Origin of the sequence: Haloactinopolyspora alba (genome assembly GCF_003014555.1) — a bacterium.
GTDB lineage: Bacteria > Actinomycetota > Actinomycetes > Jiangellales > Jiangellaceae > Haloactinopolyspora > Haloactinopolyspora alba.
The window spans coordinates 82,701-98,389 of the sequence record NZ_PYGE01000015.1 but is presented as its reverse complement, the minus strand read 5'-3'; the positions used below and the strand labels follow the sequence as shown (position 1 = coordinate 98,389).

13 protein-coding genes and 1 pseudogene are annotated in these 15,689 nt (G+C 70.8%); 8 read left to right on the top strand and 6 right to left on the bottom strand.

Annotation, left to right across the window (positions count from 1 at the left end; translation table 11 throughout):
* Positions 1-77: 77 nt before the first annotated feature.
* The 5 genes from CLV30_RS18610 to CLV30_RS18590 are packed head-to-tail and all read right to left on the bottom strand — an operon-like array spanning position 78 to position 5,878.
* Complete coding sequence (locus CLV30_RS18610; protein ID WP_106538726.1) at positions 78-1,118, bottom strand: ABC transporter ATP-binding protein; 1,041 nt, start codon at positions 1,116-1,118, stop codon at positions 78-80.
* Entirely contained in the window at positions 1,055-2,065 is a 1,011-nt protein-coding gene (locus CLV30_RS18605; protein ID WP_205740612.1) for an ABC transporter ATP-binding protein, read from the bottom strand. Before CLV30_RS18605 ends, CLV30_RS18610 begins: the two co-directional genes overlap by 64 nt.
* Positions 2,062-2,982, bottom strand: a complete 921-nt coding sequence (locus CLV30_RS18600; protein ID WP_129710915.1) for an ABC transporter permease — start codon at positions 2,980-2,982, stop codon at positions 2,062-2,064. The genes CLV30_RS18605 and CLV30_RS18600 overlap by 4 nt, the downstream gene beginning before the upstream one ends.
* A complete protein-coding gene (locus CLV30_RS18595) occupies positions 2,979-4,013 on the bottom strand; it encodes an ABC transporter permease (protein ID WP_106538725.1) in 1,035 nt (344 codons plus the stop codon). The genes CLV30_RS18600 and CLV30_RS18595 overlap by 4 nt, the downstream gene beginning before the upstream one ends.
* 8 nt (positions 4,014-4,021) lie before the next feature.
* Entirely contained in the window at positions 4,022-5,878 is a 1,857-nt protein-coding gene (locus tag CLV30_RS18590) for an ABC transporter substrate-binding protein (RefSeq protein WP_106538724.1), read from the bottom strand.
* A 380-nt stretch (positions 5,879-6,258) separates the two neighbouring features.
* Between CLV30_RS18590 and dxr the strand changes: the two genes are divergently transcribed.
* The 5 genes from dxr to CLV30_RS18565 all read left to right on the top strand — a co-directional run bounded on the left by dxr (position 6,259) and on the right by CLV30_RS18565 (position 12,155).
* Positions 6,259-7,461, top strand: a complete 1,203-nt coding sequence (gene dxr, locus CLV30_RS18585) for a 1-deoxy-D-xylulose-5-phosphate reductoisomerase (protein WP_106538774.1) — start codon at positions 6,259-6,261, stop codon at positions 7,459-7,461.
* Positions 7,462-8,778, top strand: coding sequence for a M50 family metallopeptidase (locus CLV30_RS18580; protein ID WP_106538723.1), 1,317 nt, complete (start codon positions 7,462-7,464; stop codon positions 8,776-8,778). It begins immediately after the preceding gene.
* A 21-nt stretch (positions 8,779-8,799) separates the two neighbouring features.
* The gene (gene ispG, locus CLV30_RS18575; protein WP_106538722.1) at positions 8,800-9,948 is read left to right on the top strand and encodes a flavodoxin-dependent (E)-4-hydroxy-3-methylbut-2-enyl-diphosphate synthase; all 1,149 of its coding nucleotides are present in this window, start codon (positions 8,800-8,802) and stop codon (positions 9,946-9,948) included.
* 82 nt (positions 9,949-10,030) lie between these two features.
* Positions 10,031-10,876, top strand: a complete 846-nt coding sequence (locus tag CLV30_RS18570; protein ID WP_106538721.1) for a GNAT family N-acetyltransferase — start codon at positions 10,031-10,033, stop codon at positions 10,874-10,876.
* A gap of 16 nt (positions 10,877-10,892) precedes the next feature.
* Positions 10,893-12,155 (top strand): CapA family protein, encoded by a 1,263-nt coding sequence (locus tag CLV30_RS18565; RefSeq protein WP_106538720.1) that lies wholly within the window; start codon positions 10,893-10,895, stop codon positions 12,153-12,155.
* A gap of 21 nt (positions 12,156-12,176) precedes the next feature.
* On the opposite strand, the pseudogene CLV30_RS18560 reads toward CLV30_RS18565, so the two are convergent.
* Positions 12,177-12,512 (bottom strand): annotated as a pseudogene (locus tag CLV30_RS18560) (type II toxin-antitoxin system VapC family toxin); the annotation flags it as partial.
* Positions 12,513-12,615: 103 nt separating this feature from the next.
* Between CLV30_RS18560 and CLV30_RS18555 the strand changes: the two are divergent.
* The 3 genes from CLV30_RS18555 to CLV30_RS27040 all read left to right on the top strand — a co-directional run bounded on the left by CLV30_RS18555 (position 12,616) and on the right by CLV30_RS27040 (position 15,520).
* Complete coding sequence (locus tag CLV30_RS18555; protein WP_240723211.1) at positions 12,616-14,367, top strand: proline--tRNA ligase; 1,752 nt, start codon at positions 12,616-12,618, stop codon at positions 14,365-14,367.
* Between the two features lie 36 nt (positions 14,368-14,403).
* Positions 14,404-15,273 (top strand): helix-turn-helix domain-containing protein, encoded by an 870-nt coding sequence (locus CLV30_RS18550; protein ID WP_106538718.1) that lies wholly within the window; start codon positions 14,404-14,406, stop codon positions 15,271-15,273.
* Between the two features lie 100 nt (positions 15,274-15,373).
* Positions 15,374-15,520 carry a VOC family protein gene (locus tag CLV30_RS27040; RefSeq protein WP_205740609.1) on the top strand — a complete coding sequence of 49 codons (147 nt, stop codon included), beginning with the start codon at positions 15,374-15,376 and terminating at the stop codon, positions 15,518-15,520.
* Positions 15,521-15,689: the final 169 nt, after the last annotated feature.

Sequence of the window (15,689 nt, the reverse complement as noted above, 5' to 3'; positions counted from 1 at the left end):
CAAGGGTGGTGACGCATGGAATTCCATCCATGCTTCAACAACGTGGATCATTCGCGGCCCGCGCGCGGGGCGAGGGGTTACTTGGCGGCGTGGGCGTAGTGGCAGGCGACCTGGGTGGTGGTGCCTCCGGCCAGCTCCGCCGGGTCGTCGTTCCGGCATCGATCGGCCACGCCGGCGCCGGTCGCGTCGCCGCCGGCCAGGACCTGGCAACGGACGTGGAACCGGCACCCACCGGGGATCCGGGTCGGGTCGGGCGGCTCGCCCTGCAGGACCACCGGCTCGTCCGCGCCGGACTCCGGTAGGACGGAGAGCAGCGCCTGCGTGTACGGGTGCTCGGGCGCCGTGAGGATCTTCTCGACCGGCCCGGTCTCGACCACCCGGCCGAGATACATCACCGCGACCCGGTCGGCGATGTTCCACGCCAGCCCGAGGTCATGGGTGACCACCATGGCCGCCAGCCCGAGCTCGTCGCGCAGCTTCAGCATCAGCGCCAGGATCTCGCCGCGCACCGACGCGTCGAGCGAGGCGACGGGCTCGTCGGCGACGATGAGATGCGGCTCGAGGACCAGGGCGCCGGCGATGACGACGCGCTGGCGCTGCCCGCCGGAGAGCTCGTGCGGGTAGCGCAGGAAGAACCGCTCCGGCGGCCGGAGCCCGGCACGGGACAGCGCGGAGGCCACCCGCTCGCTCTCGTTCCCGACGTCACCGTGGATACGCAGCCCTTCGGCGACGGCGTCGTACACGGTGTGCCGTGGATTGAGCGAGCCGCTCGGGTCCTGCAACACCAGCTGCACCGCACGCCGGTAGGCCTTCAGGGCCTTGCTGGTGTAGCTCAGCGGCTCGCCGTGGTGGCGGACGGTTCCGGCCGTGGGACGCTCCAGCCCGAGCAGGGTCCGCGCCAATGTGGTCTTGCCGCAGCCGGACTCGCCGACGAGCGCGACGATCTCACCGGCATGGATGTCCAGGTTCACGCCGTCGACGGCACGTGCGCGTTCCGGGCCGCGGCGTGCCTCGAACTCCACCCGCACGCCGTCCGCGGACAGGATCGGGGTGCTCACACGGTCTCCTTCGTGGTCGAGGCGAGCGAGCGGCCCTGATCGCTCAACGTCAGCACGCATGCGGCCCTGGTGTCGTCGCCGGCCGGCCACAGCTCGGGCACGACCGAGGAGCAGTGCTCCAGCCGCGAGGGGCAGCGCGGATGGAACGCGCAGCCGGTGGGCAGATCGGCCGGGTCCGGCGGATCACCGGCCAGCCCGCCCGGGTTGCGCCGCGACGCGGGGTCGCCGATGGTCGGGAACGCCGTGGACAGCGCGGCGCTGTACGGGTGGTTCGGGGAGGTGAACACCCGCTGCGACGGTCCTTCCTCGACGATGCGCCCGGCGTACATGATGGCGAGCCGGTCGCACGTGTCGGCGAGCACGGACAGGTCGTGACTGATCATCAGCAGTGCGATGCCGTGCTCGGAGACCAGCGACTCGATCAGGGTGAGGATCTGCGCCTGGATCATCACGTCCAGGGCGGTGGTCGGCTCGTCGGCGATGATCAGCGACGGGTTGCACGCCAGCGCCATCGCGATCATGACGCGCTGGCGCTGCCCGCCGGAGAGCTCGTGCGGGAACGCGTCCGCCCGGCGGGTCGGCAGCCCGACCTGCTCGAGCAGCTCGCCGACCCGGCGCTGCGCCTCGCTCTCGGTGACCTTCTCGTGCAGGTACATCGGCTCGGCGATCTGGGTGCCGATGCGCTGCACGGCGTTGAGCGAGTGCATGGCGCCCTGGAACACGATGGAGGCGCCGGCCCAGCGGACCGCGCGCAGCCGGCCCCACGTCATGTCGAGCACGTCGTCGCCGTCGAACAGGATCCGCCCGGTCATCCGTGCCGACTTGGGCAGCAGCCGGAGCATCGCCAGCGCCATGGTCGACTTGCCGCACCCGGACTCGCCCGCAAGCCCCAGCTTCTCGCCGGCGGCGATGCCGAAACTGACGCCGCGCACGGCCGGCACCTCGCCGGAGCCGCTGCGGTAGGTGACCGAGAGGTCGTCGACCTCGAGCACGGTGGAGTCTGTCACGAGCGGCGCTCCCTCAGTTTCGGGTTGAGCACGCCTTCGATGGCGCGCCCGCACAGTGTGAACGCGAGCACGACCAGCACGATCGCGATGCCCGGCGGCAGGATGTACCACCACATGCGGGCGCTGACGGCGCCGACATCCCGGGCGGCCTGGATGGTGCCGCCCCACGAGGCAGTCGTCGGGTCGCCGAGGCCGAGGAAGGCGAAGGTGGACTCGGTGAGGATGGCGGTTCCCACCATGAGCGTGGTCTGGGCGAGCACGATCGGCATGACGTTCGGCAGCACGTGCCGGCTCATCACGTGCCAGTGCCCGCCGCCGAGCGCATGCGCGCGTTCGATGTACGGACGTGCTTCGACGGCCAGGGTCTGGGCACGCACGAGCCGCGCGGTGGTCGGCCAGGCGGTCACGCCGATGGCGATGATGATGGTCGTCAGGCTGCGGCCCAGGACGGCCGCGAGCGCGACGCCCAGGACCAGCGACGGCATCACGAGGAACCAGTCGGTCACCCGCATGATCACGGTGGAGATCCAGCCGTGGAAGTGGCCTGCGGCGATCCCGAGCAGCGCGCCGAACGTGATCGAGATGAACGTCGCCCAGAACCCGACCGTCAGCGACACCCGCGAGCCCCAGATGATGAGGTCGAGCACGGATCGCCCGGAACGGTCGGTGCCGAGCAGGAACGCCTGACTGGGCCCCTGCAGTGGTGCGCCCGGCGGGCGGGTGACGCTCAGTGCGTCCTGGCCGACGATCCACGGCGCCAGCAGCGCGGTGGCGACGAACAGCAGCAGGACCACGAGCCCGAACATGCCGCCACGGTTGCGGCGGTACTGCTGCCAGAACTGCGCCGCCGAGCGCCGCCGTCGCGCCCAGGTCAGCCGCCGCGGGCTGCTCGTGCTGATGGTCTCCGGCGCCGTCATGGCCGCACCCTCGGATCGATGACCGGGTACAACAGGTCCGCGAGCAGGTTCATCAGGATCACCGCCGCCGAGAAGAAGACGAACAGTCCCTGCACCAGCGGCAGGTCGGGGACGTTCAGGCCGGAGTAGAACAGCTGGCCCAGCCCGGGCCACGAGAAGATCGTCTCGACCAGCACCGAGCCGAAGACCACGAACCCGAGGTTGACGAAGATCAGCGTGACCGTGGGCAGCAACGCGTTCGGGACCGCGTGCCGGCGGCGCACCAGTGCGTCGCGCAGCCCTTTCGCGCGGGCGGTCACGATGTAGTCCGAGCCCATCTCGTCCAGCAGCGACGAGCGCATGATCATCAGATACTGCGCGTACAGCACCGCGACCAGCGTCACCACCGGGAGCACCATGTGATGGGCGACGTCCGGGACGGCCTCCCAGCCGGACACGCCTTCGGTGCGCATGCCGCTGGTGGGGAACCAGCCGAGGGTGGAGGAGAACACGACGATGAGGATCAGCCCGAGCCAGAAGCTCGGCACCGACCACAGCGTCAGCGCGAGCCCGGTGTTGACGCGGTCGCTGGTGCTGCCGTGCCGCCAGGCGCCGTTGACACCGAGGGTCAGCCCGATCAGCGCGGAGATCGCCACGGCCGTGCCGACCAGCAGCAGCGTGGGCCACAGCCGCTCGCCGATCAGCTCCGTGACCGGCCGGCTGAACTGGAACGACTGCCCGAAGTCGAGCCGGACGACGCCCCAGAGGTAGTCCAGGAACTGCTGGTACAGCGGGTCGTCGAGCCCGAACTCCCGTCGCAGCTGCTGCTTCTGCTCGATGCTGACCGGCCGGCCGTGCGTCATCGCGTCTACCGGGTCGCCGGGGATGATGCGGAACAGGAAGAAACTCGTGACGATCACCGCGAACAACGACACCAGCGACCCGCCGAGACGGGCGCCGACGTAGCGTGCGGTGCTGTACAGACCGGACCGGTCCCGCACCCCCTCCTCGGGGGAGTGCGGGACCAGGTCCGTGTCGGCTGGGCCGGCCATCCGGCTCCTTACTCTCGCTCGTCGGCCGTGGCCGCGCGGCGACGCACCAGCAGGAACACCCCGGCCAGGACGATCACGGCCACGACGATCACGCCGACGACGACGCCGGTGTTGCTGCCGCCGTCGTCACCGCCGGAGGCTGCGGACGCGTCGCCGCCGTCGCCTCCGCCCGCTTCGCCGGCGGGAACGGCGGACCACCAGCTCCAGTAGCCGTCCTGGCCGTAGTAGTTGCCGCCAGGGTCCGGCTGCGGCGTCATCTCGGCGATGACGTCGCTGCGGTAGGCCTCGAGCGTGTCGGCGTAACCCCAGACGACGAAGACGTTCTCCTCGTACAGGATCCGCTGCATCTGGTGGACGAGGTCGGCGCGGGCGTCGCGGTCGAGCTCGGCGAGCTGCTGCTGGTACAGCTGGTCGTACTCTTCGTTGCAGAAGTACGCGTCGGACAGGTACGCGCCGCCGATCTCGGTCGGCAGGCCGGAGCACAGGTTGATGGACAGCACGTAGTTCGGGTCCGGGTTGACGCTCCACCCGGTGGTGAGGATGTCGTACGTGCCGGCGTCGAGCAGTGACCCGACCTCGGAGACCGGCTCGACCTTCAGCTCGATCCCGGCCTGCCCCGCCCATTCGGCCATCATCTGCGCAGCCTGGACGAACTGCGGCCGGTCGGCGTGCACGTTGAACCGGAACGACAGCGGCCGGCCCTCCGGCGAGACCCGGATGCCGTCGTCGCCCATCGTGTACCCGGCGTCCTCGAGCAGCTGGTTCGCCTGGTCGATGTCGAACGCGTTGACGACGTCGCCGGAGGGTTCCCAGTGGAAGGTGTCGTAGCGCGAGGGTATGTAGCCGCCGTTGGGCTCGCCGAAGCCGCCGTAGGCGACCTCGTAGATCTGTTCGCGGTTGATGGTGTGCACCAGCGCCTCACGCACGACCGGGTCCTGCAGGGCAGGGTGGCCGTCACCGAACGGGGTGCCGTCCTGCAGCTGTGCGCCCGGGTTGAGGGTCATGCCCTGGAACCGCTTGCCGTCGGCCTGGTTGACGGTGATGTTCTCCGCGCCCTCGAGCGCGGTGAACTGGGCGGGGGTCAGTCCGCTGACGAAATCGACCTCGCCGGCGCGCAACGCCTCGACCTGGGCGTCGGCGTCGTTGATGGTCCGCAGCACCAGCTCGTCGAACTTGGGCGCCCCGCGCCAGTAGTCCTCGTTGGCCTCGAACGTGATCGTCTGGTTCGGCTGGTAGTCGGTGAGGATCCACGGACCGTTGCTGACGATCGGGAAGTCCTGGTCGTTGTTGAACTCGCCGTAGTCGTCGACCTCGGACCAGATGTGCTCCGGCAGGATCGGCACGTCCAGCGCGAGCATCGTGACCTGCGGCTGCGACAACTGGATCTCGACGGTGTACTCGTCGGTCGCGGTGACCGTCTCGAAGTTCTCGACGAAGTTGCCGTTGGCCTCGGCGGCGTCGGGGTCGGTCATCATCGTGTTGAACGTCCACGCGACGTCCTCGGCGGTGACCGGCTCGCCATCGCTCCAGGTGGCTTCCTCACGGATGTGGTAGGTCCAGGTCAGGCCGTCGTCGGAGGACTCCCACGACTCGGCGAGCGCCGGAATGGTCTCGCCGGTCTGCGGGTCGTAGTTGGTCAGGAAGTCGTACATCCAGCGGTGCATGCTGGTGGTGATGACGCGCACGGCCTGGAACGGGCTGAGGCTGTCCACCTCCTGCGACACCGCGACGGTCAGTGTCGTCTTCTCCTCGTTGTCTGCCTGTGCGGCCGGAGCGCCTGCGGCCACCCCGGTGAGTGCCATCGCGAGTGCGGCACCGCCGACGGCGAGCTTGCCCGGACGGGTACGGATCACAGTTGTCGCCATGATGATGCGGGTACCTCGCAATCGAAGTCGAGGAATTGAATGTAGGGCATGGCTTGCCGACGTCGGGGCGCTGGTGCCCGTGGCGCGGGTCCATAGACCTGTTGGCCGGTTGGTCTACCATCGGTGTCACCCGGCGTCAATGGTCTGGACCTGTGTAGGGAACGAACGCCCTGTGGTCTATATGGGATCGAGACCTTGCTGAAGATCTTTGCGCAACCTTCGGGCGCGACGGACGTTTCTTCGTTCGCTGCGATCATTTCACGAACGTCCTACCAATGTTGATCTTGGATTTCTAGTCCATTTTTCGGGCATTACGGGCGCGATCGGTGGGGCCGCTCGGGCCGGCCACCTCGCGGCGATGCTGGGGGACAATGGTCGGCATGGACACCCCCAGAGACGTCGTGATCCTCGGTTCGACGGGTTCCATCGGCACCCAGGCGGTCGACGTCGTCCGCCGCAACCCGGAGCGGTTCCGGGTGGTGGGGGTGGCCGCGGGTGGCAACGACCCGGCGGCGCTCGCGGCGCAGGCCCTCGAGCTGGGCGTGCAGACGGTCGCGGTGACCCGCGCCGGCGCCGTCGAGGACCTGCAACTGGCGTTCTACGCCGAGGCGCAGAAGCACGGGTACAACACCGGGCAGTTCCGATTGCCCGAGATCATCGCCGGCCCGGACGCCGCCGCCGAGCTCGCCGGTCGCGAATGCGACGTCGTGCTCAACGGCATCACCGGGTCCATCGGTCTGGCGCCGACACTCGCGGCGCTGAAGGCGGGCCGGCGGCTCGCCCTGGCGAACAAGGAGTCGCTGATCGCCGGAGGCCAGCTCGTCAAGGCAGCGGCGGCCCCGGGCCAGATCGTCCCGGTCGACAGCGAGCACAGCGCGCTGGCCCAGGGACTTCGCGGCGGAACGGCCGACGAGGTGCGCCGGCTCGTCCTCACCGCCAGCGGCGGACCGTTCCGCGACCGTCACCGTGACGAGCTCGCCGCGGTGACGCCGGACGAGGCGCTCGCGCACCCCACGTGGTCCATGGGCCCGGTCATCACCGTCAACTGCGCGACGCTGGTCAACAAGGGGCTCGAGGTCATCGAGACGCACCTGCTGTTCGACCTGCCGTTCGAGGCCATCGACGTGGTGGTGCACCCGCAGTCGATCGTGCACTCGATGGTCGAGTTCGTCGACGGGTCCACGCTGGCGCAGGCGAGCCCTCCGGACATGCGGATCCCCATCGCGCTGGCGCTGGCCTGGCCCGAGCGGGTCCCCGGCGCCGCGCCGGCCTGCGACTGGACGACGGCCTCGACGTGGGAGTTCCGCCCGCTCGACGACGCGGCGTTCCCCGCCGTGTCGCTGGCGCGGGAGGCCGGCGTCCGCGGCGGTCTCGCCCCGGCGGTCTACAACGCGGCCAACGAGGAGGGCGTGCACGCCTTCCTCGCCGGCCGGCTCGCCTTCACCGGCATCGTCGACACGGTCGGCCGTATCCTGGGCGAGTACGGTGGCGGTGACGCGGTGAGCATCGAGGACGTGGTCGCCACCGAGGCCTGGGCGCGGGCGCGCGCCCTCGAGATCGTGGGATCGGAAGAAGGACGCTGAATGGATCTGCTCGCCGTCGTCGGCATCGTGCTGTTCTTCGTCGGGCTGATGCTCTCCATCGCGCTGCACGAGGTCGGGCACCTCGTGCCGGCCAAGCTGTTCGGCGTCAAGGTCTCGCAGTACATGGTCGGCTTCGGCAAGACCATCTGGTCGCGCCGGCGCGGTGAGACCGAGTACGGCGTCAAGGCCGTCCCGCTGGGCGGCTACGTCCGCATGATCGGCATGTTCCCGCCGGAACTGGGTGGGCGTTCCAGCGAGCTGCGCCAGTCCAGCACGGGGCTGTTCCAGACCATGGCCCGCGACGCGCGCAACTCCTCGCGCGAAGAGATCGGCCCCGGCGACGAGGACCGCGTCTTCTACCGCAAGGCCTGGTGGAAGAAGCTCATCGTCATGCTCGGCGGTCCGGCCATGAACGTGGTGCTGGCCGTCCTGCTGGCCGGCAGCGTGCTCATGACGTTCGGCAACCCGGAAAAGCCGGTGTACTCGCCGGTCATCAGCTCGGTCAACGAGTGCGTGATCCCGGCGTCGGAGAACCGGACCGACTGTGCTCCCAGCGACCCCCGCGCGCCGGCCAACGAGGCGAACTTCCGGCCGGGCGACGAGGTGCTGTCGGTCGGTTCGCAGCGGGTGTCGACGTGGCCCGAGGTCTCCGAAGCCATCGCCGACGCCGGCGCCGGGCCGGTCGAGGTGGTCGTCGAGCGCGACGGCGAACAGCTCACCCTGCGGCCCGACCTGCTCGTGGCCGAACGGCCGGACCCCAGCGACGAGGCGGGTGACGTCCAGCAGACGAGCTTCCTCGGCATCGCCCCCACGTTCCAGCACTTCCAGCGCGAGGACGTCGCCGGAACACTGGCATGGACCGGCGACTTCGTCACCCGCACCGCGGAGGCGATGTCACACATCCCGCAGCGGATGGTCGACGTCTGGGACGCCGCGTTCGGCGGCGGCGAGCGCGGCAGGGACACGCCGGTCAGCATCGTCGGCGCGGGCCGCATCGGCGGCGAGATCGCCTCGGCGGACGCGCTGGACGGCGGACAGCGCATCGCCACGTTCCTCATGCTGCTCGCCTCGTTCAACATGGCCATCGCGCTGCTGAACCTGGTGCCGCTGCTGCCGCTGGACGGCGGCCATGCCGCCGGAGCGCTCTGGGAGGCGCTGAAACGGGCGTACGCGAAGGTGTTCCGCCGCCCGGAGCCGTACCCGGTGGACGTCGCGAAGGCGCTGCCCATCGCCTACGGAGTCGCTGTCGTGCTGGTGGGGATGAGCGCCCTGCTGATCTACGCCGACTTCGTCAACCCGGTCCGGCTGTTCGGTTGACCCCTGACGGAGAATGAAACCATGAATGTCGCCCTGGGCATGCCCTCGTTGCCGCCGCCGGTGCTGGCGCCGCGGCGCACCTCCCGCAAGATCAGCGTCGGCAAGGTCGACGTCGGCGGGGACGCGCCGGTGAGCGTGCAGTCCATGACCACCACGCCGACCACGGACATCAACGCCACGCTGCAGCAGATCGCGGAGCTGACGGCGGCCGGCTGCGACATCGTGCGGGTCGCGGTTCCCAGCGCCGACGACGCCGAGGCGCTGCCGGCCATCGCGCAGAAGTCCCAGATCCCGGTCATCGCCGACATCCACTTCCAGCCGAAGTACGTGTTCGCGGCCATCGACGCCGGCTGCGCGGCCGTGCGCGTCAACCCCGGCAACATCAAGAAGTTCGACGACAAGGTCGGCGAGATCGCCGCGGCCGCCAAGGACGCGGGGGTCTCGCTGCGCATCGGCGTGAACGCCGGGTCGCTGGACAAACGGCTGCTGGAGAAGTACGGCAAGCCGACGCCCGAGGCGCTGGTCGACTCCGCGGTGTGGGAGGCGTCGCTGTTCGAGGAGCACGACTTCCACGACTTCAAGATCTCGGTGAAGCACAACGACCCGGTCGTCATGGTCCGTGCGTACGAGCTGCTGGCCGAACGGGGCGACTGGCCGCTGCACCTCGGCGTCACCGAGGCGGGCCCGGCCTTCCAGGGCACCGTCAAGTCGTCGGTCGCCTTCGGCACGCTGCTGTCGCGCGGTATCGGCGACACCATCCGGGTGTCCCTGTCCGCGCCTCCGGTCGAGGAGGTCAAGGTCGGCATCCAGATCCTGCAGTCACTCAACCTGCGTGAGCGCAAGCTCGAGATCGTGTCGTGCCCGTCGTGCGGGCGCGCCCAGGTCGACGTGTACACGCTGGCGGACAAGGTGACCGCCGGACTCGAGGGCATGGAGGTCCCGCTGCGGGTGGCCGTCATGGGCTGCGTCGTCAACGGCCCGGGCGAGGCGCGCGAGGCCGATCTCGGTGTCGCGTCCGGCAACGGCAAGGGGCAGATCTTCGTCAAGGGCGAGGTCATCAAGACCGTCCCGGAGGCGGAGATCGTCGAGACGCTGATCGAGGAGGCGATGCGCATCGCCGAGACGATGGACGAGGCGCCGAGCGGCGAGCCGAGTGTCACGGTCGGGTGACCGCTGACTGACAGAACACCGGGGGGCTGCTTCACTTGTCGCAGGGCGCGTGCCGTGCCCTCGGGGTGTGGGAGGTCCCGCGATGCTGGGTACGTCGACGGCGGTACGAACACTGGGTCCCGCCGATCTGGACGACGTGCAGCGCGTGCTGGATCGCGCGCCGTGCCTGGACGTCTTCGTGGCCTCCCGGGTGCACGCCTCCGGGCTGGTCCCGTCGAGGCTCGGCGGTGAGCTGTGGGGATACTACGACGACGGCGAGCTGCGGTCGCTGTGCTACTCCGGCGCGAACCTCGTACCGGTCGCCGCCGATCCGGCGGCCGTGCGGATGTTCGCCGACCTGGCGGCGCGGCGTGGCCGACGGTGCTCGTCCATCGTGGGACCGGCCGGAGCGGTGCTGGCGATGTGGGACCTGCTGCGCCCGGAGTGGGGGCCCGCGCGTGAGGTCCGGGCGCGCCAGCCGGTCATGCGGCTGGACGCGGCACCGCCGGAGGTGCCGGACCCGAAGGTGCGCCGGGTGCGTCCCGACGAGATCGACGTGCTGGTCCCGGCCGCGGTGGCGATGTTCACCGAGGAGGTCGGTGTCTCTCCCACGCGGAACGACGGCGGCGCCTACTACCGGGCGCGGCTGACCGAACTGGTCCGCGCCGGCCGCGCCTTCGCCCGTTTCGACGACGGCCGGATCGTGTTCAAGGCGGAGGTCGGCGCCGTGACGCCACGCGCGTGCCAGGTGCAGGGCGTGTGGGTCCGGCCGGAGCGGCGCGGCGAGCGGTTGTCGGTCGGCGGGATGGCCGCCGTCGCGGTGCACGCGTTGCGCGACATCGCGCCGGCCGTGACGCTGTACGTCAACGACTACAACGTCGCCGCGCGCGAGGCGTACCGGCGGGTGGGGTTCACCGAGGTCGGCTGTTTCGCCACCGTCATGTTCTGATCGGGGACGGACGCGGGTGGCGTCCGGGTCCGCCCGGCGCGCAGACTGGGGCGCGATGATCAGCGCCGCGCGAGCACGCCGCGTCCTCGTCGTCGCGATCGTCGCGGCGGCACTGCCGGGGTGCACCACCGACGACGGCGGCGGCGCGTCGTCGCAGCCCGCGCCGTCGGCCTCCGAACCGGCGACGCCGGAGCCGTCCGGTCCGAAGCTCGCCCACGCCCCGGTGGCCAAGCCACGCACGTTCACCCTCGCCGCGACCGGTGACGTCCTGCTGCACGAGCGGTTGTGGGTACAGGCCCGGCGGGACGCGGGCGGGGGAGCGGCGATGAACTTCGCGCCGCAGCTGGCGAACATCGAGCCGCTGATCCGCGGCGCCGACGTGGCGATCTGTCATCTCGAGGTGCCGTTGGCGCCGAAAGGCGGACCGTACGAGGGGTACCCCAAGTTCGCCGGACCGCCGCAGGTCGCGTCCGGTCTCGCCGAGACGGGCTACGACGCGTGCACCACCGCCTCCAACCACACGTTCGACCAGGGCGCGGAGGGGGTCGAACGGACGCTGGACACGCTCGACGCGGCGGGCCTGGCGCATGCGGGCTCCGCACGCACGCCCGAGGAGGCGGAACGGACCACGATGCTGGAGGTCGCCACCGACGGCGAGCCGGTGCGGGTGGCCCTGCTGTCGTACACGTTCGGGTTCAACGGCATCCCGTACCCCGGTGGCGAGACCTGGCGCAGCAACGAGATCGACCGGCCGGCGATCGCCGAGGACGCTCGCGCCGCCCGCGCTGCCGGCGCCGACGTCGTCGTGGCGGCGCTGCACTGGGGCGACGAGTACGTGCACGAGCCGAGCGAGCTCCAGCGCACGCTGGCGCCCCAGCTGATCCGGTCGCCGGACATCGACCTGCTGCTGGGTCACCACGCGCACGTCGTGCAGCCGATGCAGCGCATCGACGGCGAATGGGTCGTGTACGGCATGGGCAACCTGATGGCCAACCATGCCGAGCCGACGGGGCCGAAGTCCGAGGGCCTGCTCACCCGGTTCCGGTTCACCGAGAACGTCCGTTCCGGCCGGTTCTCGGTCAGCGCGGCGCGGTACCAGCCGCTGTACCAGACCTACGAGCCACCGGTCGAGGTCCTGGACGTGCCCGCGGCGCTGGCGAGCGGAGACGCCGGCACCGCCGGAGCCGCACGCCTACGGGAGGCGCTGCGGCGCACGCGTGACATCGTGGACGACCTCGGGGGCGACGGGGACGGCCTGCGCATGATCGGTGCGAGGTGAACGAGACCCACGCCCGCCCTGTTGCATGGGCGCCAGCGGCACGCCGGCCGCCTGCGCCCCCGCCCGCAGCCGCTGGTCCCACACGGCGAACAGGGTGCTGCTCGCGCCGATCGCGAGCAGACTGGCCACGTGGACCGCGTCGGCGCCGCGCAGGGAGTGCCGGGCCGCGAGTTGGCCACTGCGAACGGTGACGACGTCGGTCAGCTCCACTGCTCGGGCGGCGGCCAGCGCGGTGCGAACCTCGGGGTAGGCGAGGCGGCTCGACACCGCGGCATCACAGCCGTCCCACAGGGTGGCGGCGACGTCGCTCCCGTCCTCGGCGACGACCAGCTGGACGCCCCATGATGGAATCCGGATTCGTCACCGGCGGCGCGGGGGCTATTCTCGTCCGCGTCCCGCCCTGGTTCCGGCCATGGAACCGACCGACCCGAGATTCACTGGAGTGCCCGTGGTCCTGCGCATGTCGACGCTGTTCCTCCGAACGCTGCGCGAAGACCCGGTCGACGCCGAGGTCGCCAGCCACAAGCTGCTGGTGCGGGCCGGCTACGTCCGGCGTGCCGCGCCCGGCATCTACTCCTGGCTGCCGCTGGGTTACATGGTGCTGCGCAACGTCGAGGCGATCGTCCGCGAGGAGATGAACGCGATCGGCGCGCAGGAGGTGCACTTCCCGGCGCTGCTGCCGCGTGAGCCCTACGAGGCGACCAACCGGTGGGAGGAGTACGGCGACACCCTGTTCCGCGTCGTCGACCGCAAGGGCGGCGACTACATGCTGGGGCCGACGCACGAGGAGATGTTCACGCTCCTGGTGAAGGACCTCTACTCGTCCTACAAGGACCTGCCGCTGTCGCTGTACCAGATCCAGACGAAGTACCGCGACGAGGCCCGGCCCCGCGCGGGCATCCTGCGCGGGCGCGAGTTCGTGATGAAGGACTCGTACTCGTTCGACGTGTCCGACGAGGCGTTCATGCGCTCGTACGAGGCACACCGCGGCGCCTACATCAGGATCTTCGACCGGCTGGGTCTCGACTACGTCGTCGTCGCCGCGATGTCGGGCGCCATGGGCGGCTCGGCCAGCGAGGAGTTCCTGGCCATCGCCGAGAGCGGCGAGGACACCTACGTCCGCTCGCCGGGCGGGTACGCGGCCAACGTCGAGGCCGTGCGCACGCCGGCGCCCGCGCCGCTGCCGTACGAGGACGCGCCGGCCGCGCACGTGGAGGACACGCCGGACACGCCGACCATCGAGACGCTGGTCGACGACCTGAACGCGCGCTTCCCGCGGCAGGACCGCCCGTGGACGGCCGCCGACACGTTGAAGAACGTGCTGGTCATCCTGCACCACCCGGACGGCACCCGGGAGCCGCTGGCCGTCGGCGTCCCCGGCGATCGCGAGGTGGACGAGAAGCGCCTCGGCGCGCAGGTGGACCCGGCGGTGCTCGAACCGTTCACCGAGGCGGACTTCGCCGCACACCCCAGCCTGGCCAAGGGCTACATCGGCCCCGGCGTGCTGGGCGAGAAGAACACGTCGGGCATCCGGTTCCTCGTCGACCCCAGGGTCGTCGACGGCACCCGCTGGGTGACCGGCGCCGACCGGCACGGCAAGCACGTCGTCGACCTCGTCTGCGGTCGCGACTTCACCCCCGACGGCACCATCGAGGCCGCCGAGGTGCGCGACGGCGACCCGGCTCCGGACGGCTCCGGCCCGCTCGAGACCGCCCGCGGCATCGAGATGGGCCACATCTTCCAGCTGGGCCGCAAGTACTCCGAGGCACTGGGCCTGCAGGTGCTCGACGAGAACGGCAAGCTGGTCACGGTGACCATGGGCTCGTACGGCGTCGGCGTGTCGCGTGCCGTCGCGGCGATCGTGGAGAACTCGCACGATGACGCCGGCATCGTCTGGCCGCGCGAGGTGGCTCCCGCCGACGTGCACCTGGTGGCGACGGGCAAGGACGACGCGGTGTTCGACGCCGCCGAGTCGCTGGCCGGCGAACTGGACACCGCCGGCGTGCGGGTGATCTACGACGATCGCCGCGGCGTCAGCCCGGGCGTGAAGTTCAAGGACTCCGAACTGGTGGGGGTGCCGACGATCGTGGTGGTCGGCCGCGGGCTGGCCGACGGCGTCGTCGAGGTGAAGGACCGGCGCAGCGGCGAGCGGCACGAGGTCGCCGTCGCCGACGCCGCCGAGCATCTGCGCGAGCTCGTCACGGCCTCGTAGCTGGCCGCGCCCCGCGGCGTGCGCGAGAATCGTCGTGTGGGCCAGCGCGTGGTCACGGCGCAGCGGCACGAGGCGGACGACGTGTCGTGGGCGTTCGCGCGCTGCCTGCCGCACCCGGCGCTGAGCGACGACGTCGTCGGCTACACCGGCTACGCCGAGCACGCGGTCGCGCCGATGCGCAGGCGAGAGGTGCCGGCGCCGCGCGTGCCGGTCATCGTCAGCTTCGGCGACACCATCGAGGTCGTGGACGGCGCCGGGAGGTTCAGCCCGCAGCCGCTGACGTCTTTCGTGGCGGGATTCTCCGACGGCCACGCGGTGACCGAGTACGTCGGGCGGCAGCGCGGTGTCCAGATCGACCTCACCCCGTTGGGCGCCTACCGGCTGCTGGGACTGGCCGGCGCCGAGCTGTGCTCGGGGGTGCTGGACCTGCACAGCGTGCTCGGCGCACCGGCGGACCGGCTGGTCGAGCAGCTGGCCGCGGCGCCGGACTGGCCGGCGCGGTTCGAGCTGGTCGACGCGGCGCTGCTGCGGCGCCGTGAGCGGGCGCCGGCCGTCGACGACGCGGTCGGCTGGGCCTGGCGGCGACTGGTGGCGACGGGCGGGCTCGTCCCGGTCGGAGCGCTCGTCGACGACATCGGGTGCAGCAGGCGGCACTTCGTCCAGCGCTTCCGCCGGCACGCGGGACTCGGGCCGAAGGCGAGCGCCCGGGTGCTGCGGTTCGACCGGGCGGTGCGCCTGCTCGGCTCCGCCCGCTCGATCAGCGACGTCGCCGCCGACACCGGGTACGCCGACCACAGCCACCTGGTACGCGAGTTCCGGTCGATGGCCGGGTGCACCCCCACCGAACTGCGCGTCGAGCGAGGACTCCCCAGCACGTTCCGGCCCGACGAGATCGAGGTCACATAAGTACAAGACCGCCGCGCCCCGCCTTCCTCACCTGCCCGTATCGCTGACGCTCCGACGTTCTACCCGTTGCTTCGCTATCGGCTACGGCACCGGCGTCGTCATGATCGGCACTCTCGGCGTGGGCGACCCGATGTCCGACCTGGCCCCGGTCAACGTGTACGTGGCCGTCGACGACGCCGACGCGCATCACGCCCGCGCCGTGACGGCCGGCGCCGAAATCGTCAGGGACCTGAACGCACCTCGGTGAGAACAGCGACGCGTCCGCGACACGAAGCGGCCCCATCCGTCAGTTTTCTCATCGAGGTGTGTTCAGGTCCCCACCGTCATCGGGTCAGCACCGGCGCCGGCCCGTCGTGTGCCGACGAGATCACCAGCAGCCATCCGCACAGGCGAGTTTCCGGAAGTTGGCCACCAGG